The sequence below is a fragment of the Leeia sp. genome (assembly GCF_041909055.1).
In the GTDB taxonomy this organism is placed as follows: Bacteria; Pseudomonadota; Gammaproteobacteria; order Burkholderiales; family Leeiaceae; genus Leeia; species Leeia aquatica.
The window spans coordinates 141,099-166,800 of sequence record NZ_JAYREC010000006.1; the positions used below are offsets into that span (position 1 = coordinate 141,099).

26 protein-coding genes are annotated in these 25,702 nt (G+C 59.5%); 8 read left to right on the forward strand and 18 right to left on the reverse strand.

Annotation, left to right across the window (positions count from 1 at the left end; genetic code table 11):
• Positions 1-5: 5 nt before the first annotated feature.
• From ACE3O2_RS15275 to ACE3O2_RS15300, 6 genes are all read right to left on the reverse strand, one after another.
• The gene (locus tag ACE3O2_RS15275) at positions 6-1,880 is read right to left on the reverse strand and encodes a ribonuclease catalytic domain-containing protein (RefSeq protein ID WP_374338931.1); all 1,875 of its coding nucleotides are present in this window, start codon (positions 1,878-1,880) and stop codon (positions 6-8) included.
• Positions 1,881-1,955: 75 nt separating this feature from the next.
• Positions 1,956-2,861, reverse strand: coding sequence for an AraC family transcriptional regulator N-terminal domain-containing protein (locus tag ACE3O2_RS15280; protein ID WP_374338933.1), 906 nt, complete (start codon positions 2,859-2,861; stop codon positions 1,956-1,958).
• Positions 2,862-3,029: 168 nt separating this feature from the next.
• Positions 3,030-3,914 (reverse strand): AraC family transcriptional regulator, encoded by an 885-nt coding sequence (locus tag ACE3O2_RS15285; RefSeq protein WP_168878290.1) that lies wholly within the window; start codon positions 3,912-3,914, stop codon positions 3,030-3,032.
• Positions 3,915-4,479: 565 nt separating this feature from the next.
• Positions 4,480-4,674: a hypothetical protein gene (locus ACE3O2_RS15290; protein ID WP_168878288.1), complete on the reverse strand. Its 195-nt coding sequence runs from the start codon at positions 4,672-4,674 to the stop codon at positions 4,480-4,482.
• A 212-nt stretch (positions 4,675-4,886) separates the two neighbouring features.
• Positions 4,887-5,111: a hypothetical protein gene (locus ACE3O2_RS15295; protein WP_374338936.1), complete on the reverse strand. Its 225-nt coding sequence runs from the start codon at positions 5,109-5,111 to the stop codon at positions 4,887-4,889.
• A 519-nt stretch (positions 5,112-5,630) separates the two neighbouring features.
• On the reverse strand, positions 5,631-6,212 hold the full coding sequence (locus ACE3O2_RS15300) for a YqiA/YcfP family alpha/beta fold hydrolase (protein ID WP_374338937.1): 582 nt from the start codon (positions 6,210-6,212) through the stop codon (positions 5,631-5,633).
• A gap of 112 nt (positions 6,213-6,324) precedes the next feature.
• Here ACE3O2_RS15300 and ACE3O2_RS15305 point away from each other — a divergent pair, with 112 nt between their 5' ends.
• From ACE3O2_RS15305 to ACE3O2_RS15315, 3 genes are all read left to right on the forward strand, one after another.
• Complete coding sequence (locus ACE3O2_RS15305) at positions 6,325-7,419, forward strand: HD domain-containing phosphohydrolase (protein ID WP_374338939.1); 1,095 nt, start codon at positions 6,325-6,327, stop codon at positions 7,417-7,419.
• 171 nt (positions 7,420-7,590) lie between these two features.
• Complete coding sequence (locus ACE3O2_RS15310; RefSeq protein WP_374338941.1) at positions 7,591-8,805, forward strand: HD-GYP domain-containing protein; 1,215 nt, start codon at positions 7,591-7,593, stop codon at positions 8,803-8,805.
• A gap of 217 nt (positions 8,806-9,022) precedes the next feature.
• Positions 9,023-10,054, forward strand: a complete 1,032-nt coding sequence (locus tag ACE3O2_RS15315) for a Glu/Leu/Phe/Val dehydrogenase dimerization domain-containing protein (RefSeq protein WP_374338943.1) — start codon at positions 9,023-9,025, stop codon at positions 10,052-10,054.
• An 8-nt stretch (positions 10,055-10,062) separates the two neighbouring features.
• Here ACE3O2_RS15315 and ACE3O2_RS15320 read toward each other — a convergent pair whose 3' ends face one another.
• Positions 10,063-10,725 (reverse strand): sensor histidine kinase, encoded by a 663-nt coding sequence (locus ACE3O2_RS15320; protein WP_374338945.1) that lies wholly within the window; start codon positions 10,723-10,725, stop codon positions 10,063-10,065.
• The gene (locus tag ACE3O2_RS15325; RefSeq protein ID WP_374338947.1) at positions 10,713-12,368 is read right to left on the reverse strand and encodes a response regulator; all 1,656 of its coding nucleotides are present in this window, start codon (positions 12,366-12,368) and stop codon (positions 10,713-10,715) included. Before ACE3O2_RS15325 ends, ACE3O2_RS15320 begins: the two co-directional genes overlap by 13 nt.
• Before the next feature lie 120 nt (positions 12,369-12,488).
• Here ACE3O2_RS15325 and ACE3O2_RS15330 point away from each other — a divergent pair, with 120 nt between their 5' ends.
• Both ACE3O2_RS15330 and ACE3O2_RS15335 read left to right on the forward strand, forming a co-directional pair.
• Complete coding sequence (locus ACE3O2_RS15330) at positions 12,489-13,262, forward strand: sulfite exporter TauE/SafE family protein (RefSeq protein ID WP_374338949.1); 774 nt, start codon at positions 12,489-12,491, stop codon at positions 13,260-13,262.
• A gap of 89 nt (positions 13,263-13,351) precedes the next feature.
• Complete coding sequence (locus ACE3O2_RS15335) at positions 13,352-13,804, forward strand: DUF962 domain-containing protein (RefSeq protein ID WP_374338951.1); 453 nt, start codon at positions 13,352-13,354, stop codon at positions 13,802-13,804.
• A gap of 12 nt (positions 13,805-13,816) precedes the next feature.
• Here ACE3O2_RS15335 and ACE3O2_RS15340 read toward each other — a convergent pair whose 3' ends face one another.
• The gene (locus tag ACE3O2_RS15340; RefSeq protein ID WP_374338953.1) at positions 13,817-14,176 is read right to left on the reverse strand and encodes a darcynin family protein; all 360 of its coding nucleotides are present in this window, start codon (positions 14,174-14,176) and stop codon (positions 13,817-13,819) included.
• A gap of 25 nt (positions 14,177-14,201) precedes the next feature.
• Positions 14,202-14,486 (reverse strand): hypothetical protein, encoded by a 285-nt coding sequence (locus tag ACE3O2_RS15345; RefSeq protein ID WP_374338955.1) that lies wholly within the window; start codon positions 14,484-14,486, stop codon positions 14,202-14,204.
• Positions 14,487-14,706: 220 nt separating this feature from the next.
• On the opposite strand from ACE3O2_RS15345, the gene ACE3O2_RS15350 reads away from it, so the two are divergent.
• Genes ACE3O2_RS15350 through ACE3O2_RS15360 form a run of 3 tightly spaced genes read left to right on the forward strand, consistent with a single transcriptional unit; the run spans position 14,707 to position 18,691 of the window.
• Positions 14,707-15,420 carry a response regulator transcription factor gene (locus ACE3O2_RS15350; protein ID WP_374338957.1) on the forward strand — a complete coding sequence of 238 codons (714 nt, stop codon included), beginning with the start codon at positions 14,707-14,709 and terminating at the stop codon, positions 15,418-15,420.
• Positions 15,417-17,492: a sensor histidine kinase gene (locus ACE3O2_RS15355; RefSeq protein ID WP_374338959.1), complete on the forward strand. Its 2,076-nt coding sequence runs from the start codon at positions 15,417-15,419 to the stop codon at positions 17,490-17,492. The genes ACE3O2_RS15350 and ACE3O2_RS15355 overlap by 4 nt, the downstream gene beginning before the upstream one ends.
• A 59-nt stretch (positions 17,493-17,551) precedes the next feature.
• Positions 17,552-18,691: a methionine aminotransferase gene (locus ACE3O2_RS15360; RefSeq protein WP_374338960.1), complete on the forward strand. Its 1,140-nt coding sequence runs from the start codon at positions 17,552-17,554 to the stop codon at positions 18,689-18,691.
• 55 nt (positions 18,692-18,746) lie between these two features.
• On the opposite strand, the gene ACE3O2_RS15365 is transcribed toward ACE3O2_RS15360, so the two are convergent.
• From ACE3O2_RS15365 to ACE3O2_RS15400, 8 genes are all read right to left on the reverse strand, one after another.
• On the reverse strand, positions 18,747-19,253 hold the full coding sequence (locus ACE3O2_RS15365; RefSeq protein WP_374338962.1) for a peroxiredoxin family protein: 507 nt from the start codon (positions 19,251-19,253) through the stop codon (positions 18,747-18,749).
• Between the two features lie 97 nt (positions 19,254-19,350).
• Complete coding sequence (locus ACE3O2_RS15370) at positions 19,351-19,761, reverse strand: phosphodiester glycosidase family protein (RefSeq protein ID WP_374338963.1); 411 nt, start codon at positions 19,759-19,761, stop codon at positions 19,351-19,353.
• Positions 19,762-19,773: 12 nt separating this feature from the next.
• Entirely contained in the window at positions 19,774-20,076 is a 303-nt protein-coding gene (locus ACE3O2_RS15375; protein ID WP_374338964.1) for a hypothetical protein, read from the reverse strand.
• 226 nt (positions 20,077-20,302) lie between these two features.
• Positions 20,303-20,905 carry a hypothetical protein gene (locus tag ACE3O2_RS15380; RefSeq protein WP_374338966.1) on the reverse strand — a complete coding sequence of 201 codons (603 nt, stop codon included), beginning with the start codon at positions 20,903-20,905 and terminating at the stop codon, positions 20,303-20,305.
• Between the two features lie 257 nt (positions 20,906-21,162).
• Entirely contained in the window at positions 21,163-21,885 is a 723-nt protein-coding gene (locus ACE3O2_RS15385) for a hypothetical protein (RefSeq protein WP_374338968.1), read from the reverse strand.
• Positions 21,882-24,440 (reverse strand): DUF3987 domain-containing protein, encoded by a 2,559-nt coding sequence (locus ACE3O2_RS15390; RefSeq protein ID WP_374338970.1) that lies wholly within the window; start codon positions 24,438-24,440, stop codon positions 21,882-21,884. The genes ACE3O2_RS15385 and ACE3O2_RS15390 overlap by 4 nt, the downstream gene beginning before the upstream one ends.
• Before the next feature lie 173 nt (positions 24,441-24,613).
• Positions 24,614-24,862: a helix-turn-helix transcriptional regulator gene (locus ACE3O2_RS15395; protein WP_374338971.1), complete on the reverse strand. Its 249-nt coding sequence runs from the start codon at positions 24,860-24,862 to the stop codon at positions 24,614-24,616.
• A gap of 210 nt (positions 24,863-25,072) precedes the next feature.
• A complete protein-coding gene (locus ACE3O2_RS15400; protein WP_374338973.1) occupies positions 25,073-25,681 on the reverse strand; it encodes a hypothetical protein in 609 nt (202 codons plus the stop codon).
• Between the last annotated feature and the right edge of the window lie 21 nt (positions 25,682-25,702).

Genomic DNA, 25,702 nt, shown 5'->3' on the forward strand with positions numbered 1-25,702 from the left:
CCCTGTCACGCATCCGTCATAACGGGCTCAGTCGCTTCGGCATCTGCGCTACGCAGGAAGTGGGTGTGGCAGTGAATCGCCCAGTAATCCACCCCCATCACCTTCAGCCGTACCCGGCTACCCGGCGGCAGCTCCGGCATGGCGTCCGGCTTCACCACCAGCGGGATGCCAACCAGACGCACGGAACTCCCATCGCGCAACACCGTGGCGTCCAGCTCGCGTATCTGCTCCTGCTCCAGATAGCGCAGGCACCAGTAGTTTTCCATACGGTCCTGCAGCTGCAGATAGGCACTGTACGTGGCGTCAAAATCCCGCATCGGCACAAACAGATCCTGCCCTTTGGGGTACGGGGCTTTCTCACCGCGCACGGCGGCCACCAGTTGCCGCTGATTGAGCAGGTCCACCGCACGCCGCAGCGGCGAGCTGGACCAGGCATACTGCGCGACACCGAGGCCCACATGCGGCTCCGGCTTGGTGGTCATCCGCACCTTGCCTGCACTTTGTGCCCGGTAGATGGCCGGAATCTGCTGCTCGGCCAGCCACTTGCCCCAGTGGCTGTTGACCAGGATCATCAGCTCGGACACCACCTTGTCGATCGGCGCACCGCGCTGACGGGTGGTGATGCGCACCTGTTCACCGTCGATCAGGAAGTTGTAGTCCACCTGCGGGGGCCGGTTCGGGTCCGCTTTGCCGCGCGCCACTTCCAGCTGGTTGGCCAGCCGCCACAGGAACAGCAATTCGTCACGGTAGGGATAGGGGGTGTCATCCCCGGCTTGCAAGGCGGCCTGATTGAAGTGCACTTCCAGCGTATCGTGCCGCAGGTTATCGACGATGGGCACCCATTCCAGCACCGTTTCTGCCGGTGTGACCGTCAGGTCCGCCGCCACCTCGACATACAGCGACAGCGCCGGGCAGTCCTTGCCTGCCTGCAAGGTGTAGTGCGCCACCAATGCGTCCGGCAGCATGGTGATCTTGTTGCCGGGCATGTAGACGGTGGACAGCCGCGACAGCGCAATCTGGTCCAGCGGCGAGCCTGGCGCAATGCCAAGTGCCGGTGCCGCAATATGGATACCCACCCGCGCCGAGCCATCCGGTCGGAACTGCACCGAGAAGGCATCGTCGATTTCGGTGGTGCTGGCGTCGTCAATGGAAAAGGCCGCCACGCTGGCACGCGGCAGATCGTGATCCAGCGCTGGCAGTTCTATCGGCGGGAAGCCGGTACCCTTGGGGAAGTATTCGAACAGGAAGGCGTTGAAGTGGTAGTCGTGGTGGCTGGGCACCGCACCGGCGTCGATCAGCAACTGCAAGGGGGAGCGGGCGGTTTCGCTCACCGCCTGGTCAAGGGCCTTGAACTCCAGCGTGTTCTTGTCCGGGCGGTACAGCAAGGCCGCCAGCTGCGGGCGGAAGCTCTCCGGCAACTGACCGGCTTTCAGCTCCGTCACCATGCGCGCAATCTGCTCACCCTGCAGGCGCTTCTTCTCCTGCCCGGCCAGCGCCGCTTTCAGTGACTCTTCCGGTGCAGCCTTGTAGCGACCTTTGCCCTTGCGGTAGAAGTACATCGGCGCGCCATGCAGCCGCAAGGCCATCGCGGCAGACTCAACGGCGCTGGGCACATGCCCATAGTAATCTGCCGCAAATTCGGTAAAGGCAAACTCTTCCGTTGGGGCCATTTCCCACAGGAAATCCAGCTCCAGCCCTTCGCCCAGCGCTTCTGCCTCGGGCAGCAGGCTGGCCAGCGGACTGGTGAAGCGCAGGAGCACGTTGGCGGCCTTGATCTTGCTGCGCTTGCCGCTGCTGCTTTCCACCTGCAGCGACGCCTCCGCCTCACTCAGCACATGGCCAACCTTGAAACTGCCCTCTTCTTCATACAACACATTCATGCGCGCACTGCCAGACCGTCATTCGAAGCAGCGATTATAGCCGAGGCGGCGAGTGGCGTCCCCCACCTGCCGGCATTACGCCTGGCCGAGGGTGTTGACCCACGCCTGTCGTCCTTCAGCATGGTTACGCAGAGGGGGAACACCGAAGAAGCGGGCGTAATCGCGATGGAACGCCATATCGCATTCGTAGCCCACATGCTTGCTGGCGCACGCCGTGTCGAGCGCTTGGCAATAGATCAAGCGGCGTGCTTCGCGTAAACGAAGCTGCTTCTGGTATTGCGCCGGGGTCAGGCCCGTTACCGCTTTAAAATACTTCGGCATACAGGAGAGTGGCAACGCGGCCTTGAGGGCCAGGCGCTCCATATTCAGCGGGTAACGAAACCCTTTCTGGATTTGCTGTATCACTCGGTTCACGTGGGACAGCTTGCTGTCTGGACAGCACACCTGCTGCAGCATGTGCCCAGGGCTGCTCATCGCCACCCAATAGAGAATTTCCTTTTCAATGAGCGGGGCCAGCACAGTCAGATCACGGGAATGATCCAATAGCTGCAGCAGGCGCACCACGGCCGCTTGTAATGAACAGGTCGTGACATTCCGCGTCATCGCCAGACCCAGGGGAGACTTGGGCGTGGTGTGCAGGCAAGCCCCAGCCAATACCTCGGCCAGACTACAGGGATCAATATCCAGTTGCAGCCCCAGGAAAGGGCGTTCGGGTGAGGCTTCCAGCACATGACCGGCCACCGGCAATTCTGCCGTAAAGAGCAGATGATGCTGGCTATCGCAGGTGTAATGCTCATCCCCCAGGCACGTCATCCGTGCGCCTTGGGCGACCAGGCTCACCATCGGTCTGCTCATGGCGTAGATGGGCCCCAGCGGCCTGGAGCAGCGTATCAGGGAAAGGCGAGGCAGCGCCGTATCAAACACCCCGTCGATACCGGTATGCCGCTCAATCAGTGCAGCCAGTTGTGAGGAACGATCCAAAGCGGCCTCCAAAGCCAAATCATGCCTGAGCATGGGCGATTCGCTTAGCCCTTGCCGGAAAGGGTGCCCTCTGTTAATTCATGTCGTTCACTCAGCGCACCCACCCGACGATGCCTTGTCCCAACCTCGGATAACAGCCCACCCTCAGCCCAAGGCCGCTGACGCCACTTAGTTCATTCGTCGGGCATGCTCCACGTCCTTCTTTGGCGACATGCCAAACATCCGTGAATACTCGCGCGAAAACTGCGATGGACTTTGATAGCCCACCATGAAACCCGCCGCCGCCGCGTCCAGTGCCTGCACCAGCATCAATCGGCGCGCCTCTTGCAAGCGCAGTTGCTTCTGATACTGCAGCGGGCTCATCGACGTTACCGTCCGGAAATGGTGATGGAAGGACGACACGCTCATATTGACCTGAGATGCGACCTCCTCAACCCGGATCGGCTTGTCGTAATGCCCCTTGATCCAGCCTATTGCCTTATTGATTTGCGATAGCTTGCTTTCGGCGTGTGCAATCTGGTACAGGCGCCCACCCAGCTCACTCGTCAACAGCCGGTACAGAATTTCCCGTTCCGCCAGCGGTGCCAGCACCTGTTGATCCGAAGCCCGTTCGGTGCCAAGCAGATTGACCAGACGCACCAAGGCATCCAGCAGCTCCGGGTTCGCCGTGGCCACTTCGATGCCGCGTGTCAAGGGCTCACGCAACTCTGCCGCAACATGGGCCGTATCAATCAGCTCGCTCAGGATCACCGGGTCCAGGCTCAGGCTGATCCCCAGATAAGGCGCATCCGGAGAAGCTTCCGTTACGCTGGCCGATACCGGCAAGTCCGCGCTTACGATCAAAAACTGACCGGGGCCGTAGGTATACGTCTGCTCCCCCAGCACCACCTGCTTGGTGCCTTGCGCCACCACACACACCACAGGGTCTTGTGGCGCATGACATGGCGGTGTGGGCTGGCTTGCTCGCAGCAAGCGGACCCGAGGGATCGATACCGACGTGATCCCGTCCTGCTCCACACTCCGCGCCAGCGCACTCGCCAATTCCCTTGCCATGATCCGTTCTCTCGCAGTAGACATGAGGCTGCAAGGTCAAACGACAGGCAACCTCATCAGCATGAGGTAAAATTATACACAGCCCCTCACACCGCCCCTCCGCCCAAAACTCTGGCATGCTTGCCTAATTGTCCAAACCTGACTCAGGCTCCGCCCGGCAACCTGCCGGGATGATCCCGTAACAGGCCGGCCACACACTGAATTTGCATCAATCCATACGGATACGCATTCAGCGTGGGCCTGACTGACGACAAACACTATATGCACCCTGCACCACGGTCATCCTCTGTGCCTGTACCGTTTATTGAAGGCCCCCCCCCGCGGCGGGACACCATCGGTACGGTGGCCATCCCCTGTCAGACCATCTTCAGCCAGTAGCTTATCGGCCGACTTCGCCATAAACATGCTTTGCCACCGGGTCTGATTCAAGGGACGGTCGGCACCGTGGTCGCTATCACTGCCGGCAAACACGGTTCCGGCTGACAGTGCGACAAACGCAGCGGCCAGTATCGTTTTCTTCATGATGTCATTCCTTTCAGATCGCAGACCGGAAGACACACCACACTTAGTCGTTACGATCGCGCTCCGGGCTCGGGGTGGCTGTGTTCACAACGGGCTGAGCCGAGGCTTTCGTTACCACCTGGCTTTGTACCTGTTGCTGATTCAGCAGGCGATCGGCACCGTGGTCGTTATCACTGCCGGCAAAAGCAGCACCTGCAAACAGCGTCACCATCGAAGCGGCGAAAATGGTCTTTTTCATGATGTCATTCCTTGATCAAAAATATTTCAGTTCATTTCGCCTTATGCAAAAAGCACAAAACGATTTCGTCTTTTCAAACCCTGCAAGCCTTATGGCTATCGGGTATAGGCCCCTACTCTACAATGCATTCCATATTAGAGTGAAGGCACAATCCTGCTTGTAAATTGCCTATTTATATTTATCTTGGTGACGATAAAAATAAATCACTAGGCTTATTTACGACTTTCCTTTTGTGCGCTAGCCTCGTCAAAGTGGCTTTGCTTTGCAACGGGTGCCGCAGCTTGCCCTGCCGGCTGGCCTGCCAACGTGGTGGCCTCTTGCATTTGAGCCAGTTGCTGGTTCAGAAAGCGATCTGCACCGTGGTCGTTATCACTGCCTGCAAAAGCAGAACCCGCAAACAAAGTTACTAAAGCAGTGGCCAGAATCGTCTTTTTCATGATGTCATTCCTTTTAAATTACTATTAAAAATTTACACAAACGCCATTCGCTACATCAGCTTGGCTTCAACCTGACTCGAAAATCAGCGGTTGGGTTTTGCTGAGTCGATGGATGCATTCTACGGATAAATACCCTTTAGCCTAAGCCACAATCCTACTCAGCCATTGCCTGTTTCTCTTTGATTTGAAAATGAGCAGGATCGTGCAATATCCTCGCTAAAGAGGGGCGCTGCATGCGAAGTCCGTGCGGTCAACGACGGCGACAACCTGCTAACAGGTATGAAAGACGGGGGAGGCCTGCCGCTGCGGGCAGGTGATGCATGAGGTCAGAATGACCCGCCGCATGCCGAGGGGGCAACGTGATGCGCGACAAGACCAGCCATGCTGCTTGTGCAGGCAGTCACAGCCGCTGGGCCTCACATCAGAACACCCCAGCATGGCTTGGAGAAAGTGTCCGGCAACTTGACGGCACGCAGCCGCATCGTGAAGGGCATTTGATCTGCTGGATCGGTGCTCAGGTTATCCCCGGCGGGGTAGACAGGCGTACTGCTCGGCAAAGGCGAGGATGTCCGGGAAAAAGCGCTCGAAGCCGACAAAGCTGTGGTCACCGCCCGCCTCGACCGTTTGACGGGCGCCTGCTAGCTTGCTGACCCCTTCCCGATAATTCAGCACTTCATCGCCTTCCTGTGTCATCAGCCAGTAGCGCTCTGGACGCGTTACCGGCACTTCCATCGCTTGCCATACCGCCAGGTCCAGCTCGTTGAGGGTGTAATGTTCCCCGGTATACGGGTTGACGTTGTGGCCCTGAAACCGGCCCAGGTCCCGTGCGGCGTGAATACCGGGATTGATCAGGATCGCGGGCAGGCCGTAGCGCTCGGCCAGCCACAGGCTATAGAAACCACCCAGCGAGCTGCCAATCAGGCATAGCGGTGTCTGTTGCGCTTCAATCAGCTGGGTGAGGGCATCCGCCGCTGCCATCGGGCGGCTGGGCAGAGCGGGTACACGGTAATCGCTGCGTGCTTGTCCGGCCAGATACTGCCCCAACTGCACCGCTTTCCACGAACGCGGACTGGATTGAAAGCCGTGCAGATAAATCAGCATGTCACCTCCCTCGGCGCAGCTGATCCTTTGGGCATGGGCAAGGACAGCAGCATGGTCTATAACGCAAATGCTGTGCATGGTAATGCCGTTTACTGTGACCGGGAAGCTTCTCATGGACTACTCGCGCACCAATTTTGCCCTGTTGCCGGAGGTGATCGACCTGATGGCGGAGGCGGTCGAGCATATTGAGCGAGACTTGAACCTGCTGGTACATGATCCGGGGCATCTGGAGCTGCTGCGGGACGTGTTCCGCGAGGTTCACTCGATCAAGGGTAACTTTGCCATGTGCCAAAGCCAGACCTTGACCCAGTTTGGCCATGCCATCGAGAACGTGCTGGCGGCCATGAAGGAGCAGCACTTCTCCTGCACTGCCCTGGTGGCCGAAGCCTTGCTGCTGTCACTGGACCGGTTGCGCGAAATGGCCATCCAGCTGGCCAATGTACATACTCTGGCCGGTCATCAGCCCGAGCTGATCGAGGCAGGCCTCAATCGGCTGGCCGAGGCCCGGCAGCCTCATGTCGATGAGGCCGCGCAAGCGGTGCTGTCGCTGATTTCCGGTCACTACGAGAAGCCCGCCCCCAGCCGTCCCGCACCGGTAGAGATGCGTCACCTGTTTCCACAGGACCTGGAAGGGGATCTGGAATTCTTCCGCAGCCTGGCGCTGGCGCTGGATGCAAAGAACCCCTACTGGACCGACCGCACCAACCTGCAAATCAATCTGGCGATGGAGCTGAACCGGCTGGCGGGGCGCCCGGTTGACCCCACCCAGCTGGCCATTGCCATTTATGTACATGACCTCGGCATGGCCTTGCTACCCGAAGCCATGGTGCAAAAGATCGGCAAGCTGGACGAGAGTGAGATCGACGGCATCCGCAACCATGTACAGCAGGCCAGTGAATTGTTATACCGCATGCCTTACTGGCTGGATGCTGCCGAGATGGTGGCGCAACACCATGAGTGGGTCAATGGCAAGGGCTACCCCTTTGGCCTGAAGGAAGAGCGTCTGTGCGAAGGGGGCAAGCTGCTTGCCTTGGTCGATGCCTACTACGCCATGACCAATCCGCGTGCTGACCGCGAGCATGGCCGCTCTTTGTTGCGTGCCGTGTCCGAAATCAATGCCTGCAGTGGCAGCCAGTTTTCCCGTCGCTGGGTTGAAATTTTTAACCAGTGGGCGATGCAGAAAATGCGGCAAACCGATGCCGGGTAGTCTATGCTGAATTCAGGTTCTCCTCGGTAGTGCGTTTAAATGGCGGTAGAGTCAGCTGCCCTCCCTCTTTAGACTCTACCGTTCTTTTTTGCCTGTCGTTCGGGATTCACCGACGGTCACAGGCCTGCCCAGGCGGAATGGTTCCCCAGCGATGTTTCGGACTAACTGACCATGCTGAAGAAAATCACCGTAGAACAAATCAAGCCCGGCATGTATGTACATGATCTGATTTGTGACTGGATGTCTCACCCCTTTGTCCGCAACCAGTTCCCGCTGAAAACCGAAGCCGAGATCCAGAAGATCCGCGATGCCGGTATCCACGAGCTCTACATTGACACCGACAAAGGGCTGGATGTGTCGGACGCCCCCACCATGGATGAGGTCAACGCTCAGCTGCAGGCGGAAATGCTGGAGGCGGCACAGGAACCGGTTCCAGTCATCCAGGTCAGCGTGGCGGCAGAAATGGAGCGCGCCAAGAAGATCCGCCATCAGGCCACTCGCATTGTCCGCTCGGTGATGCAGGATGTACGGCTGGGCAAGGCCATCAATATGGAGAATGTCGAGCCCCTGGTCGAAGACATCACCTCCTCCCTGATGCGCAATGGCGGCGCACTGACCAGTCTGCTGCGCCTCAAGACCAAGGATGATTACACCTTCCTGCACTCGGTCAGCGTCTGCACCTTGATGGTCACCTTCTGCAAGGCAGTTGGCATTGATACCGAAACCACCCGCCAGGCCGGCATTGGCGGCCTGCTGCACGATACCGGCAAGATGAAAGTACCGGATGAGGTGCTGAACAAACCAGGCCGGTTGACCGATGAAGAGTTCGAGATCATCAAGCGCCATCCATCCGACGGGCACGCCATCTTGCTGGAAACCCAGGGTGTGGGCGATATCCCGCTCGACATTACCCTGCACCATCATGAGCGGATGGATGGTAGCGGCTACCCGGACAAACTGCCGGGCGACCAGATCCATACCTTGGCGCAGATGGCCGCCATTGTGGATGTCTATGACGCCATCACCGCAGACCGCTGCTACCACAAAGGCATTCCCCCTGCCGAAGCCCTCAAGAAAATGTGGGAGTGGAGCAAATTCCACTTCAACCCCAAGCTGATGCAGGCCTTCATGCGCACCATCGGTATCTATCCAGTAGGCACCCTGGTGCGGCTGGAAAGCGGGCGGGTGGGGGTGGTGACCGAACTGCATGAGAGCAATATGCTGGCTCCCCGGGTGAAAGTCTTCTTCAGTATCAAGTCCAACACCTTCATCCCGGTTCAGGAAATCGACCTGTCCAAGCCGATGGGTAAAGGCGGAGCAGACCGCATCCTCAGCCATGAAGACCCGGCAAAATGGAAGATCGACCCGATGCGCTACCTGCAGTAGCGGTTTGTGCGGATTCCCCAAGCCCGGATATCGCAGTTATCATGCGCCTGTGGTGACCACAAGTTGCCACACCTTGCCCCGGACGCATGATTGCACTGTGCCTGTGCGCGCCCGGTTGACCTGATAACGGATCGTTTCGGAGTCTGTCCATGTTTTGCATCCCCCCAGCCGCTTGCTGCGGCGGTCGGCGCTTCGCCCTGAATGTGCGGAGGTCGGCATGAGCCTCTTTGAATTACCCGATTTTGATCAACACGAGCAGGTGGTATTCGTCAGCGACCGCAACAGTGGCTTGCGCGCCATCATCGCGATTCACCATACCGGGCGCGGCCCGGCCATGGGTGGCTGCCGCATGTGGCCGTATGCCGACAGTGTCACTGCCGCAACCGACGCTTTGCGCCTGTCGCGCGGCATGACGTACAAGAACGCCATGGCGGGCCTGCCCATTGGTGGTGGCAAGGCGGTCATCATCGGTGACAGCAAAACCGCCAAAACACCGGCCCTGTTTGCCGCGCTCGGCAAGGCCATCGACCAGCTGGGTGGGCGCTACATCACGGCCGAAGACGTGGGCACCAGCCCGGCGGACATGCAATCCGTCCATCAGCGCACCCGCTTTGTGGCCGGACTCGAAGGTGAGCCTGGACGGGGTGATCCTTCCCCGGCTACCGCACTCGGCGTGAGGGTGGGCATTGAAGCCGCCGTTCAGCACCAGCTGGGTGTCGACCGGCTGCAAGGTCTGACCGTGGCCATCCAGGGCCTGGGCCATGTGGGCTTTGATCTGGCCCGTCAGCTGCATGAGGCCGGTGCCCGTTTGATTGTGGCAGACATTGACCCGAGCCGTACCCAACGGGCCGCAGAGGCATTTGGTGCCCGCATCAGCAGTGTGGATGACATTGTGGCGGCTGAAGCTGAGGTGTTTGCGCCGTGCGCACTGGGGGCGGTCATCAACCCGTCCAGCCTGCCGCGCCTGCGCTGCAAAGTGGTGGCGGGGGCGGCCAATAACCAGCTGGCCACCGACGACCTGGGTGAGCAGCTGCGTGAGGCGGGCATCCTGTACGCGCCGGACTATGTGATCAACGCAGGCGGCATCATCAAGGTGTGCGCCGAGTACTACCGTGAACCGGCCGACAGCGTGGAAGGCCGCGTGCTGGCCATCAAGCAGACGCTGGCGGAGGTCTTTGCCACGGCAGACCGCGAGGGCATTTCAACCCGCCTGGCTGCGGACCGCATGGCCGAGGCCCGCTTCAGCTGAGCAGCGGGTCAGGGCAACAGGCAACGGAACGCGCCGCCACCCAGCTCGGGGGCGCGTTCCAGCCGGATTTCACCGTGGCGGCCACTCTCCTTGTCGTGATGCGCACGCAGCAGGGTGTCGGCCAATAGCAGCCCGATTCCGGACGCCGCCGGGCGCGACGGGCCCCGGTCGGTATTGCCATAGTGCACGCCATCGTCTTCGATGCTGATGCACAGTCGGCCTTCAAGCAAGGTCAGGGTGAGACGGATACGGCTGCGGGCAAAATCGGCCGCGTTATGCAGGCCATTGCGCAAGGCCAGCCGTAGCAGGCTGGCGTCGAATATCCAGTACAGCGGCACCTCACTGTCCATGAGGGCCTCGAGCTGTAGCGGGCGCTCGCCAATGATCTCCTGTGCTTCCGCCTGCAGCTCCAGCAGCCATTCCTCCAGCGGGACGGTGTTGTAATCCAGCCGGAAATCATCCGCATCCAGTCCTGCGTGATAGATCGCCAGCACTTCCAGTGAACTGTCTACCAGTCGGGTGGCCTGTCGTCGCAACACCTGCAGCTCATCTTGCAGATCGCTGGCACGAGGGTCCTGGGTCAGTTGCTCAATATGCGCCAGTACCGTTTGCATCAGGTTCTTGTTTTCGTGCACGGCTGATGCCAGCAGTGCATGGATCAATTGCGCCATAACGCCCCCTGCTTCTGCAGGATACCCAGCAATTTCTGCTTGATGGCCTGCGCCTGTTCCCGGGTGCTTTGTTCCTGCATGGACATCAGCCGGGCCACAATGTCCTCCGCTTGATGCGCATACTGGGTGGAAAATCCTTCCATCTCCAATGCAGCCAACAGGATCTTGCACAGGTTAATGCCAATCCGGCTGTTACCCGGCATGCGCATATAGGCATCACTCATCAGCTTGACTGCAGTGGCGAAGTCACGGCGGCTGGCTGCCTGTACCCCTTCGTTGTTGATACGGGTCACCGCTTTCAGCGCCTCTTCCGAGGCATTGGCAAACGCGGTCGGGTGACCATGCCGGGTAAACAGCCGCTGCAGCTGTTCGCGCAAGGCTTCGTCCGAATGCTGCTCGAGGATGCGCTGCGCCAAGGCAAAGGTATCCGGGTGATTGGTCAGCAAACAGGCCGAGATCAGCTCAGGGGCCAGCTCCTGGCTGATGGTCAGCTCATCGCGATTCAGAATGCCCAGCGCCTTGTCCAGCATGCTGCGCGCATGTTCCAGATTACCTTTTTCAGCATAGATACGGGACTCTACCACCGCGGCCGTCAGACTCATGCCGCCCCCCGGCATGGAGCGCTTGGCCCCAGCCAGCACCTGCAGGGCTTCATCCGGCTTGCCCAGTTCAGTCTTGACCGCCGCCAGCGCCAGTACATGGTCGGCATTGACGATGTCCGACACACCGGCTCGGCTGACGGTCTTGGCCAGCATGATTTCGGCTGTCAGCAGATCACCATTCTGTCTGGCCAGGTCGCCGATTTCCGAGATACGGGCAATGCTGACCGATTTGTCCGCCGCCTTTTGCAAGGTGGCCTGGGCCGCCGTGCCGTCGCCCCGGCTGCGCTGTACTTTGGCCAGGGAGTCGTAGGCACGCAAGAACAGCGGGTTGTCTGCCACCAGGGCGGCCAGCTCGGCTTCCGCCTCTTCCAGCTGACCGGTCGCCCGCAGGATCTGCGCCATGCCGTAGCGCGCCCACGGTACCGCCTTGTGCTTGAGGATGTCCTGATAAATGGTCTGCGCTTCTTCGTGGCGCTCTTGCTGCAGCAGCAATTCCGCTTTGAGCCGCAGAAAATCCACCGCAAAGCGGGGAGCTTGCTTGAGCCCCGCTTCACACGCCTGCAGGGCCGCCATGACATCGCGCTGGTCGATGCAGCGATTGACCTCCGCCAGCGCCTGCTTGCGCTCAATGGCACGAGACAAGCGCAGCTTCAGGACATCCGGCGAAAAGGGCTTGATGATGTAATCATCCGGGCCGTATTCGGCGGTCGCCACCACCTTTTCATACATGCGCTCGGCGGTGATCATCACAAAGATGGTGTCCAGCGACAGCAGCTTGGTGAGCCGCAACTCCTCCAGCAGCTCCTGCCCGTTCATGCCATCCATGTCCAGCATGTAGTCGCACAGGATCAGGTCGAACTGTCGGGCAGCGATTTTCTTGCGTGCCTCCGCCGCACGTTGGGCAAACTCCAGCTTGTTAAGCTCAAAGCCGTTCAGCATGGACTTGAGCGTACCGCGCATGGCGAGGTTATCCTCCACGATCAGCGCGCTTAACTCCTCAAACTGGATCAGCTGCGGCCCTGCTACAGGCTGTAAGGCCATATCACCCCCTGTCATACGCAGGTCATTTTTTCATTGTAGCGCTTATTTCTAATGTCATCTGTTGCATACGGGCAAGTTTGACAGCCGTTACAATGTCTCTTTGCCTCTGGAGCACCGACCATGGAATGGTGGTCACTGGTTTTGATTCTGCTGGCGGCGTTTACGGCCGGGCTGATCGACGCGGCGGTGGGGGGTGGCGGTCTGGTGCAAGTCCCTGCCCTGTTCGGCATTTTCCCGAGAGAAATCCCGGCCACCCTGCTCGGTACCAACAAGCTGTCCTCCAGCTTTGGCACCCTGCTGGCGGCCAGCCGCTATGCCCGCAAGGTCAATATTGACTGGCGGGTTACCCTGCCCGCTGTCATCGGCTCATTCGTACTGGCTTTTGTCGGTGCCTGGCTGGCCCGGCGACTGCCCAAGGAGGTGATGCGCCCGCTGGTGGTGACGCTGCTCTTGCTGGTGGCTGCTTATACCTTACGCAACAAACAGTTCGGCCGTGATCACCAGCCTCATGACCATGGCCGCTGGACCGTCTGGCTGGCACTGCTGACCGGCGGCAGCATTGGCCTGTATGACGGCTTCTTTGGGCCTGGTACCGGCACCTTCTTGCTGTTTGCCTTCATCCGGGTATTTGGTTTCGACTTTCTGCACGCCTCGGCCAGTACCAAACTGGTGAATCTGGCATCCAATGTTGCCTCTGTCATCCTGTTTGGCCTCACCGGCAACATCCTGTGGCAACTGGGGTTGGCGATGGCGACCGCCAATATTGCCGGTGCCTGGCTGGGTAGCCATATTGCCATCCGCTACGGTAATCAGCTGATCCGCAAGTTATTCATTGCACTGGTCAGTGTGCTGATTACCAAACTGCTGTGGGATACCCTGCACACGCTAACTTGAACGACTGTTCGCATCCGGAAAAGCATGCTAGTCTGATTCAAAACAGAATCAGGGTTCATCATGAAACCCGCCCGTGAAGAGACAGCCACATGCAACCCGTACAGCTTTGGTTGGACCAGTATGGCAGCAGCCATCAAAACCCGGTCAACAAGCGCATTCACTGGCTTTGTGTCCCACTGATCATGTGGAGCCTGCTCGGCCTCTTGTGGCTGCTGCATGTGCCCGGCCTGCCCTTGCTCAATGGCGCTGTCGTGCTGATGGCGGTGGCGTTGCTGTTCTACTGGCGGCTCTCACCCACCCTGTTTCTGGCCATGGCGGTCATGACCGCGCTCATGCTGGCAGCGTGGTGGGGGCTGGCAGCGCTGGGCGCGCCCGTCGCAGCCATTGCGGCCGCCGTGTTTGTGCTGAGCTGGATTGCGCAATTTTACGGGCATAAGCTCGAAGGCAAGAAACCCTCTTTCTTTCAAGACGTCCAGTTCTTGCTGATCGGGCCGCTGTGGGTAGTCGCATTCTGGTTCCGCCGCCAAGGCTGGCGGTACTGATCATCCGGCGCTTCATACACTCTCTTCCAGCGAGAAGGGCTGTTCAGAACCGACCGGCATGGCCTCATAACTCTCCATGCTGCTCTCCACCGTCGGAATGATGTGGCTAATGCCACACATCTCCGACAGCGAGGACGCCGCCAGCGCATCCAGCAGCGCGTGATAGGCCGGCAGGTCATTGGTCTCCAGCATCACCACGTCACACACCTGGGGCGAGTAATACTCGCCATCAAAGAAGCGCATCATCACGGTGGGAAAGCGGGCAAACACCGGAAACAGCTCGGTCGCGATGTAGTGGCTGCGTTCCAGTGGACTCATGCCGATCCAGCGCGCAGTGGGCTTCAGATGCAGGAAGTAGGTGTGGCGAAACATGATCATGTGTCCTGAATGGTCGACCTTACAAACGCACACTCTTGAGGCAGGCGGAGACAAATACCAGATGGACGCTGCAACGGAACTGCACCGGGCGGGCCACCACCGCACGCCCGACTTGCGGCGCACGTTGCGACTCGGCAGCGCGGGTGGGCGCACTGAACTGAACGGGTCGTTCAGCAGTTTGTGTGGCCGCACTGGACGACATCGCCAGCAACAGGCAGAACGCCCCCAGCAGCACCCCGACCAGACCGGCACGCCAGATGGACGCCAGAACGGTATTGAGCAGTTCGCGCGCAGGCATGATCATGATGGACTCCCTGATGTTTTTATCTGTTCGGCATGATGCCGCAGCATGCCCGGAGCATGCAAAACCGCTGCCATAACAACATATGCAGCCTGCAGGAGCGTTCTTTTCGTGAGCCACCCTGTTTGCCGACACGACGGAAGAAATCTTCACAATATCCCTGCAAAACCCGCGGGATGCGGGATAATGCGCTGTCATGATGTTGAAAAATGCAGGAGCAGCCATGTTCAAGGTGGCACTGATCGAAGATGATGTCCCGACCAGCAACCAGCTGCGGGGGTGGATCGAATCGGCCAAGCCGGGCATCACTGTCCATCAATGGTTTACCCGTGACGATGCCGAAGCGGCCATTACCCGGGAGAACTACGATCTGGTGGTACTCGACATCGAGCTGGGCCGTGAGCGCCACGCTGGCGTGGCCATCATCAATGTGATCAACAAGGACCATGGCACCCCGGTGCTGGTGGTGTCCGCCATGCCGGCCACCATCTACCGCAGCATCATGAAGGCGCTGGATGCCTGGGATTACCTGCAGAAAAGCACGTTCGAGGAAGCCGATTTTCTCGATACCTTCATGGAAATGCTACGCGCCGCCCGCACCCGCAAGGAAGGCCAGCAGGCGCCCGCCGCGCAAACGCCGGATGAACTGCACCTCGACCCCTTGCGCCAGACCTCGCCCACCTGGCGCGGTCAGCGGGTGAACCTGCCGCTGACGGCACAGCGCATCCTGTCTGCGCTGTATCAGCAGCGTGGGCAGGTGGTGTCTTACGACGACCTGTTCATGGTGGTGAAGAGCGGGCGCAATCGTGACAACATCCGCAAGCATGTCAGCACCATCCGTGACGCTTTCCGAGAGATTGACCCCAGCTTTGATGGCATTGAGAACGTGCCGATGCGGGGCTTCCGCTGGGTTGAGCCTGGCTCACGCCATTCGTGAAATTCCTCGCCCGACTGCACCCCAAGCGCTACCGGCTGCGGCTGCTGTTCCGCGGCTCATTCTTGCTGCTGGCGCTGGCCATCCTCGGCATGACCTACTTTGTGCTGCGTGAAGAAAAAGCACTTAGTTACCAGAATTACCAGAATGGCTTCCGCAAGACCTTGGGCCAGATCGTAGCACGGCTGCGCCACCCCTCCGGGCAACTCGCCCTGCTCAACCCGGCCGCGGCCAGTAGCAAACCCACCCCGCTACGCCCGCTGTTGCTGCCGTTCTCCGCGCTGGATTTCGACGATCAGAGCAAGGTGCAGCAAGGCATCGAAATGTCCGGCTGCCTAGTGCAGTACCCGGATAACGGCGCGGCCTGCGTGGCCATCGGCAACAAGCCGTGGGCAGGAGGCTTTTTCTATGTGGCAGGCCGCTTCGCCAGCCCCGACCTGCAAAACCACCCGCGTGGGGACAAGTGGGTGGAGATGGCGCACCGGGTGCGTATCACCGCTCAGGTTCGGGGGCAAACCTATCAATGGATCGCCCCGGTTGAACTGTCCGAGCAGCAGAAACCCGGCCAAGGTCTGCGCGGTCGCCTGACCGGCTTCATCGGCAACAGTGGCCCGCTGCTTCATGCCAAGCCGGACAAGGAATTCCGCGGCTGGATCTGGCAAGAACCTTATTGCGTAGAGGACGACCCCGCACCCGTCTCGGTGTGCAGCAAGCGCAGTTTCTTCTCGGTTCGCCTGCCGATTGCGGCGTTGCAGGGGGATGTGCTGCATCAACCTCGAGCGCTGTGGCCTCCGGCTGATCTGGCCCAGATGCAAGTGCGCGTCGAGGTTTTGGCGCCCGGGGAAGGTTTGCCACTGTTTGACAGCAATCGCCCGCAGGCCACCCCGCTGTTCAGCCTGAATGACCTGGCTCCGCTGCTGTTGCCCGGCGAGACCCTGCAAATCACACGGCCCGGTAGCCATGACAAACCGTACTGCCTGATTGGCAGCAGCGACAGCAACAATGACGCCTCCCCCCTGATCCAGCGGCTGATTGGTGAGCTGCGGGTGGAGGGTGGCGATGCGCCCTTGGTGCTGCAAGATGAGATTGCCACCCCGCTCGGCAATTATGAGCTGAAGCTGACCGGTGATGTGCGTACCGTCAACCAGTCGCTGTCGCGCGTCGCCACCCGCATTTCCTGGATGGTGGCCGCGATGCTGACCGCCATTGCCGTGGTCTGGCTGCTGATGGAGGCCAGCCTGATCCGCCGCATCATCGTGCTGCAGCAACGGGCCAACCGGGTATCCCGTTCCATGCACCTGGGCGATGGCCTGGCCCAGCTCGACCTGAATGACTTGCGCGGCAGCGATGAGCTGGGGGTACTGGCCGCCTGCCTGAGTGACCTGCTGCAACGGGTGCGGGAGGACCTGAACCGCGAGCGCATTCGCGCCGAGCAGGAAAAGGACATGTGGCATGCGGTCGGCCATGAAATCATGTCGCCGCTGCAATCGCTCAAGGCCCTGCACGGTAGCGATGACAACGAAAGCAACCGCTACATCAACCGCATGCAGCAGGCGGTGCGGGTGTTGTACGGCAGTGCCTCGCCCAGCGAGGCGATCCAGTCCACCACGCTGGATGTGGACGTGATTGACCTCAATGCCTTCCTGCATAATGTGGCGAGCAATGCCCACTTCATCGAGGTGGACAACGTCTGGTACGTGGGTGACATTCACCCGCTGCTGGTTCGCGCTGAGGAATACGCGCTGGAGGACGTGGTATCGCACATCCTGCGCAATGCCGCCCGCTACCGGGTGGAGGGCAGCCGCATCACCATCACCCTGCAGACCACCCCCACCACGGTATCGGTCAGCATCCACAATCAGGGCCCACCGATTGATGACGAGATGCTGGACAAGGTGTTCGAGTACGGGGTGTCTGACCAGCTGGACTCCGCCGCCAACGGCAACCGGGGTCAGGGCCTGTTTGTCGCCAAGACCTATATGGCCAAGATGGGCGGTACCATTGCTGTCAGCAATATTGATGACGGCGTGTGCTTTGTGCTGACCCTGCAGCGCGCTGCCGACAGCAAGCGCTGAACCTCGTCGTTTCACGTGAAACCGCAGGATGCTGAGGCATCCCCATACATGGAGCACGCATGGAGTCCAAACTGCCCGGAGTGGGTACCACCATCTTCACCGTCATGTCGCAGCTGGCGCAGCAGCATGGGGCCATCAATCTGTCGCAGGGTTTCCCGGATTTCCCCTGTGACCCTGTGTTGCTGCAGGCCGTCACTCAGGCCATGCAGGACGGCCACAATCAGTATGCCCCGATGCCGGGCCTGCCGCGCCTGCGCGAGGTTCTGGCACGCAAGCTGGAAACGGCCTATGGGCACGCCTACGATCCAGAGCATCAAATCACCATCACCGCCGGGGCCACCCAAGCGCTCTATACCGCCATCACGGCGCTGATCCAGCCGGGTGACGAAGTGCTGCTGTTTGAACCGGCGTATGACAGCTATGGTCCGGCCATCCGCCTCAATGGGGGTATCGAGCAGCGTATCAGCCTGCGCCCGCCGCAGTATGCGATCGACTGGACCGAGGTCCAGCGCCGCATCACCCCGCGCACCCGTCTGCTCATCCTCAACAACCCGAACAACCCCAGCACCGCCATGCTCAGTGCGGATGACCTGCAGCAGCTTCGTACACTGCTGCAGCAATGGCCACAGCTCTATGTGCTGTCGGACGAAGTCTATGAACACATCGTGTTTGATGGCGCTGCGCACCAGAGTCTGGCCCGTGACCCTCTGCTGGCATCCCGCAGCATGCTGGTGTATTCGTTCGGCAAGACCTTCCACGCTACCGGCTGGAAAATTGGCTACTGCGCAGGCCCGGCAGACTGGATGCAGGAATTCCGCCGGGTCCACCAGTTTCTGGTGTTCTCGGTCAATACCCCGATGCAACATGCACTGGCAAACTATCTGCAAACGCCCGCGCATTATCAGGCCCTGCCCGCGTTCTATCAGGCCAAGCGCGATCGCTTTGTGGCGGCCATGGCGACATCCCGCTTTGAACTGCTGCCCTCACGAGGCACCTACTTCCAGCTGGCCCGCTATGACCGGATCAGCGATATGCCGGATACCGAGTTTGCACAGTGGCTCACGCGTGAGCATGGGGTGGCGGTGATTCCGCTTTCTGCCTTCCATGCCGATGGCACCGACCATGGCATCATCCGCTTCTGCTTCGCCAAGCAGGATGCCACGCTGGATGCTGCGACTTCGCGGCTGTGCCTGGTCTGACCGGCAATAAAAAACGCGCCCCCAGGGCGCGTTTTTCCATGTCGGAATAGTCTGCTCAGCTGCGTTGCAGCTCTTGCTCGATCAGCTGATGCATGGCGGCAAAGTCCGGCTCACCCACATACTTCTGCAGCAGGCGGCCATCCTTGCCGATCAGGAAGGTGGTCGGGGTGGCCATCACCTGGCCAAACTGGGCACTGAAGGCCTCCACCAGCTTGCCATCAGTATCGAGCGTGACCTTGAAGGGCAGTTGCCGGGTCTGGGCAAAGTTCATCACATAGTCCGGGCGGTCATAGCTCATCGCCATCGCCACCATCTCATAGCCCTTGCCGTGATACTTCTGGTAGGTCTCCACCATTTTCGGCATCTCAGCCACACAGCCGGAACAACTGGTCGCCCAGAAATTCACCAGCACCACCTTGCCACGTAACTGTGACAAGCGCCCCTGCTCACCTTTGATGGTGGTGAACTGGACATCGGGCGCCGTCGGCGTCTGACTGCATGCCAACAGCAGGCTGGTGCTCAAGGCAAGTGCGGCAAGACGCAAAGGGCGGAAGCGCTTCATGATCGACAACCTGTCATTCAAATACCTGGATTCAGAAAGCTATTCTAGCGCGAAGTTCCCGCGCTGTCGCACACCGTACGGCGGTAGCTGCGCCAGATCAAGGCGGGCTGACTGGTGCAACCACCCCCAGCATCGGTCCCAGCTGAACCTGCGGTGTCAGAAACGGCGCGGGGTAGAAGGTCGAAATGGCCCCATCCAGATACAGCGCAGACTGGCAGCCCAGACGCTGCTGCAGCAGGCTGGCAAACTGGTAAAAGCTGACTGGCGTGCCAGTCGTCACCAGCGATACGGTCTGCGCATCCTGCACGCATACCGCATTGCGCACCGTCTTGTTACGCGACGCGGGGTCAAACTGTGGGTTGATTTTGCCATCCACCAGCAACAGCGGTCCGGACTGGGTGGCATACTGCACCGCCGCACGCTGCATGTCCGTGCGCTTGAGCCATGCACGGGTGCTGACAATCTCTGCCCGCCCCGCATGCACGAGGAACACCCCGTTGGGCTGCATGTAGAAATTGCCCTAACCCGATGACCTCGGGTTGGCTTCCCGCCAGGTCTTGCCCTGCTCAATATACAAGCCCAGCGGCCGCAACGATTGCTCATAAATGCCGGCATTCACCGCACAAACCAGCTGTAAACCCTGTGGCTTGAGTTGTGCGGCCAGCGCAGGCAGAGAGGCATAGGGATGTCCTTGGGGGTTACGCCAGAAGGTCCGTAACTGATCCTGCCGCAGGTCGATACGGCAGACGGCGAGCTGGATGCCATCGAATGTGGGGGAAGAAACCACTGCGGCTTGGGCAGTGGTCGCCTTCCAGCTGAGCATACCTGTCAGTAGTATCTGAAACGCCGTCCGACTGGCTGCAGACATAGCCGTCGATACAGAATCTAGCAAACTGGCGCAAAGCTTCGCCACTGCTTGGATGTGATGGTTTCAATATGGAACATGGGCACATTTTTTGAATGTCATGCCCTTATTCTGCCAGATTACCCCCCTTGCGCCGACTTTCTGATTTTGCGAAACCGATTCAGCATCCTGGGTTATCAGCGAATCAATGCCCAATCATCAACCCAAGCAGTTCGGCTATGCCCGCCCATGACGCCTTGGCAAAAGCATCATGTTCGGCTTTCAGCCGTTCAAAGGTGCACCAATGCATTCCCTTTGGCTTCCAGCCCTCACCGTTCAGTATGCCAGGCTCCCACCCAAGCCGCCGCCGGATAGTCTCAGCCCGTCGCATCGCTCGATCACCATTCGTTTCCCGCTGGCACTGATAGGCCAGCTTGTGACAGCGTCGACAGGCAAAGATTGGCCCGCCGAAGAGAATCGCCACACGACGCCCGCATCCTCTCGCCGGGCAAAGGAACCAGACCCGCCGCCCGCCAAAATTGCAGGGTGTCCATTCCAGATAGACGGGATATTCCATCGGTTGCCATTCTCCACCATTGCTCCGGCTTCGGTAGTTGAGAATCAGGCGATCAACTCCCGTTCGTATCTGAATTGACGCCACCTCTTCGCCGTTGCGCGACCAATGCCAGCCGAGGACCCGACCCGGTGTCAGCTGACCGTCACGTTGCAGCCGCCGAATATCTAGCGCCCGCATGTCGCTGGTCGTGTCCTTTGCGTGTTGCCAGCGCCCGCTTCCAAAGCCACCCATGACTTTTTTCTCCAAGATTTACCGAAATCATTAGGCAAGTATGCGGTATCGTTTTCGCTGTTTCTTGCCGAACCTCTTGCCGTTGCTGCATTGCGCCTGTTTCTATGCTGTCCGGTTTCATGCACTCACGGTTTGCACCTTAATGGCCGGTGTGTATTCGGCTTCTTTCACCATGAAATAACAGATCGGTTCCCTCGAGTCGCAGAACTCTTGAATCAGTACCGCCTCGTTTGTCGTTTCTGTATCAATGGTCGCCATCATTCGCCACCTTGCTGGATCAGTCCGGGCCAGCGTTCGATACCTGGCTGTTGATTATTGTCAGTTGAAGTTGGCTGGTAGCCAGCACATCGTTGCGGGGTATCAAGTACAGGCCGATAGCCCACATTTGACGACACCAGCCCGCCTGGCTTGGCGATAGTGCAAACCCGCCCCCGCAGGTTCAAGCATTGCGAACAGCGCCGCCGATCATCGGTGAATGGGTCAAGCTTCGGCGACTCCGACGCCGCCCACCTGGTGAAGTATTCCCTCGCATCGGCATCCCGCTGGCACTGGCCGATTACTTCAGCAATGGTCGCCTGGTCTGTTTCCCCGATCAGCACCAGCCATGCCCGAATTGCTGATTCTTCTCGGGTGTCTAGGGGTGCCGGTGGTTGCCGGATGGTTGGGGTAAATGGTTCCACAACTACCGCATCCAAGTGCTGCTCCAGAATCTCGGCATGGGTCGCCTCGGGACAGCAGGCCAATTGCAGCGAGTCACGGTCGGAGTAGTGAATCAGCCACCAGCGGGAACAGGTCGCCGTATCTCCAGCAGAGACTTTTGCCCAGGGTGCGGTTTTCTCTTCCATGGGGTTTGCTACTGCTACAGTTGCTACTTTTGCTACTGTTCTCGCTTCCCCCTTGGGATGAGTAGCAGAAATAGCAGGAATAGCGGTAGCAAGGTTCCCGGTGCTGCGTTTCTTAATCAGGGCGGATAGGCTCATGGCTCCACCCCCACCAGAGCCGGGTTAAGGTGAATCGTCAGCCGCTTCCTGTCCTTTCTCAATCGCAGACGATCAAGTTCGGTAAGCTCGCGGATCGCCGCATCAAGCCGCCCCCCATCGCGCAATGGCCCATATTGGCGAACGTGATTTTTCCCTACCATGTGCGTCTGCTCCCGCTGGCAATACTCAATCAGCCAGCTCTCCAGCCGTGCCGCGTCCGCCAGTTCCGTCGGGAGCGCCAACTCACCAAAGAAGCGCCGGGCTTCGTGCAGGTGCCATGCCGTGATTCGGCTTGCTCCCTCGAAAGCATCCGCCCCGATTGCGCCGCCCGCCCCCTCGAATATCTGGAACAAAGCCGCCAGACGTGCTGCGTTGTCGGCGGATTTGCTTGCCACGTCCCGCACGTCGTAAAGTTCGCCGCCACACGATAGCTCGACTTCGATTGCATTGTGATATTCCACCCATGCCGCTTTAGCTTCCGGGGCAAGGGTCAGCATGAGCGGGGTCAGTGCGCCATCCTCATCAATAGGGGCGGGTTGTTCCAGTATCGCGGCAATACGCCGATGGAATGCGACAAGGTGCGGCCAGTTCACCGGGGGATCGGTAAATGGCCGTTGACCTTGAGTTGATTCGGGCCACGCGACAAGGAAGCGGGCAAGGAAACCTGTGCCACGCGCCAGCGCCCCGGATCGGGTAAAGAATTCGCGCAAGGTCGGCTCCTGAACCTGCAAGGCCACTGTCAGCCGCGCACCGCGCACCGTGAAGGACTCGGTTGATCGCCGATCAATAGTCAGGCTTGTGCCATCCCATAGTTGATTCAACAGTCCAAGATTCCGCATAACTGAATCCTTGCCCATGCCATGCGAGCCGAAAACAATCCCGGCTTCGGCAGATACCACGCCGCCGGAGGGCCATTGTTTCGCCAGTCCATAGGCCAGTGCTTCGGGGGTTGCATCGGCATAGAGCAGGCGGGGGATTCTGGGCGGCTCCGGCTTGTCGTATTCCAGATCGCGCAAGGCTGATTCCATGCCCACCGTCTGCTTATTGTCCTTGGCAAGCTGGCGGATTTTTTCCTTGACGCCGCAGCGCTTGGCTTCCCATGCCTCGATTGCCGCCTTGTAGTCTTTCAAAGCGGGCTTTGCCGCTTCCGCCTGGGCTTCCTCATAGTCGCGGATCGCTCGGGTAAAGAAGCCATCACAGGTTGATTTCCGCTCGCCAGAATCGGCAATGGTCAGCAGGAACAAACCGACCGGCCCATGCAATTTTTCCGCCCGCTTTGCATCCGCGTGAGCCTGAATTGCCAGCGACAGTGCCGCCAGTGCTGACGATGCCACCATTGGGACAGGTGCCTTGACGAAGCCTGCCACCTCTTCCACCGCCGCCCGAATGGGCGGGGGCAGGGCATCCAGCGGATAGGGTTCCGGTTCCACCTTCGCGGCCAGCGGGAGCGGATCAGGCCAGCCGTTGCCCTCTGAATTATCCGCTGGCGCATCATCCTCGCCGGGTTGAGGCTTACCCTTTACAGGTGGTTGTGCATCCACGATGCAAGCCACTACGGCTTCCTGCCCGTAGGTCACGGCCATATCGTTGAAGTCCGTCAGGCTGGTATCGCGGTCGGTGCCAAAGTCAGGGATTGCTACCCTACCAGTGCCGACTTTTGCGGCCTCGATGGCATGGGGATCAGGTTCGCCGGTTGTCTTCACCAGATCAGCCAAAATTACCAGCGCCGCCGCCGGGTAACGTTCGCGCATCGCCTTCGCCACGGTCGGCAAGTTGCCCGACGATAGCGCCGCAATTCCGGGCTTCCCGGTTGCCGCCGTTGCCGACAGAACGGTCGCTACCCCTTCACCTATCAACAGGATCAGGCCTGTGCCATCGCCATCGGGCAGACGTTCGGTGGCCCAATACCCGCCCGACTTGCTACCGCGTCCGGCCAATGCCGCCTTGCGCCTGTCGCCGTCAATCAGTTCCAGCGTTGAAATGCCATCGCCTTGCTTGACTGGAACAACCAGCAAGCGCCCGACCAACAGGTCGCCACTCGACTTCGGCGGATAGCCCAAGATCGCCGCTGCTGCTCCCGCATCAATCTCTCGCAGCGTTGCCACAGGGGAAACCCGCTTACGGGAAAGATAGGGATGATCGGCTTTCGCTTCGGTCGCCGCTTTCAGAATCGCTGCCGCTTTCTTTGCCGTGTTGGCACGTTCTCGGTTTATTTCGGCTTCCTCATGTGCGCCCCGTTCCGCTGCAAAGCGCCGCCGTTCGGCAAGCTCTTCGGGTGTCGGTTTCTGCTGCATTCCATCACCGCGCCAGGCGTTCGCCTTCGCCTCATAAAACAGCGTTCCGATAGTCACCTTGCCGCCCGCCCGGATACTTTTCCACACGTCGCGCGCATCCTTGGCATTGAACGATTCGGCTTGCATGCTCCAGGCTTTCCACACGTCAAAGCCCGCGTCGGCAAGTTCGGACTTAATCGCCATGCCCATGCGTAGCCAAATCTCGCGGTCGCTTGGATCAATGAATTGCAGGGCTTCGCGGATGCGTTCAATGTCACTCATCATCGCCCCCCTTTGCCAGCCGTGCTTTGCTGGCGGTTGCGCGACTGCATGACAAGATTGAACTCGTCTATCAGCGGGTCTATTTTGGTATAAATTTGACTATCGACAGTCTTTGGGGTCGCATTCCGCTTGGGCGCGCGGCCCTTGCTGCATGTGATCATGGCCCGCCCCCCTTACTTGCCAGAAGCGGCCTTGCGGCTTTTCTCAATTTGGGCCGTCAACCAGGCGTCAATTTCCGCCTCAATCCAGCCAACAGCTTTTGCACCTACAGAAACAGGCTTGGGGAAAGTCGGGTCATAGTCGCCCGGCCTCTTGGGGTTTTGCCGCAAGCGGGCATAGATGCTGGAACGGGAAAGCCCGGTGCGGGCTTCAACTTGCTTGCGCCGAATGATTGTCAGCGAGGATTGATTTTGTGCGGCCATGCTCGTCACTCCGTAGCATTCGCCGGAACATACCGGCATGGCTTCGCATTCAATACTTGGGGCCGCCCTCAGAATAGCCGGGCAGGTTCAGAAAACCCGCCCCGAAAATTGGGGGTGGGGTGGGTAGGTTCCCCCGGACGGGGGTAGGTGGATTCCAAGCCACGGCAGCCGTCAAAGCCAGTATTGACAAGGCTCTTCCGGGTGGGTGGATTATTCGCCAGGGGTTTTGGGTGCGCCACCGCCGGGCTGCCAGTTCGCCACTTTTGAGGCTTCCTCGATCCCGGTTTCGTTCGGCTTCCCTTCGTCGTCGGTCATGCCGAATTCCGCCGCATGTTCCCGCAGCCATTTTGCCAATGCCTGTTTCGGATGCTTGCCGCCCGCATCGGTCACAGCCTGCCACGCCCTCACCGCCGCCGCCAGCTTGGGGGCATAGCGGGGGTTCTTCGGATCAAGATAATCGGGAGCATCGGTTGCTGCAGGGAAGAAAAAGCCAGTGCGGATGCCTCGGGTTTCCAGCCACCCCTGCAGGGATGCAACGTCTACCCGCGATTCGACAAGGTTTATCGAATCCTCGATTTCGCCGCACTGGTTTCCGTTGATGTCGTATTCGTAGTTTGGAATCAGCCGTCCCTTGATCGCACCACGCCGGAAAGCGTTGGTTATTGCCGTCTTGACGGCTTCATACCCTTTCGGCCTTTTATCCATATCCCAATTCTCAGCATATGCATCCTCGCTGCTTGGGTCACACTCGGCAAGCAATAGCGCGGCCTGAATAATGCTCAACTCATCGCATAGCCTCCAGTAGTCCAGACTTTCCATGTTGCTCCACCTTCACCCATT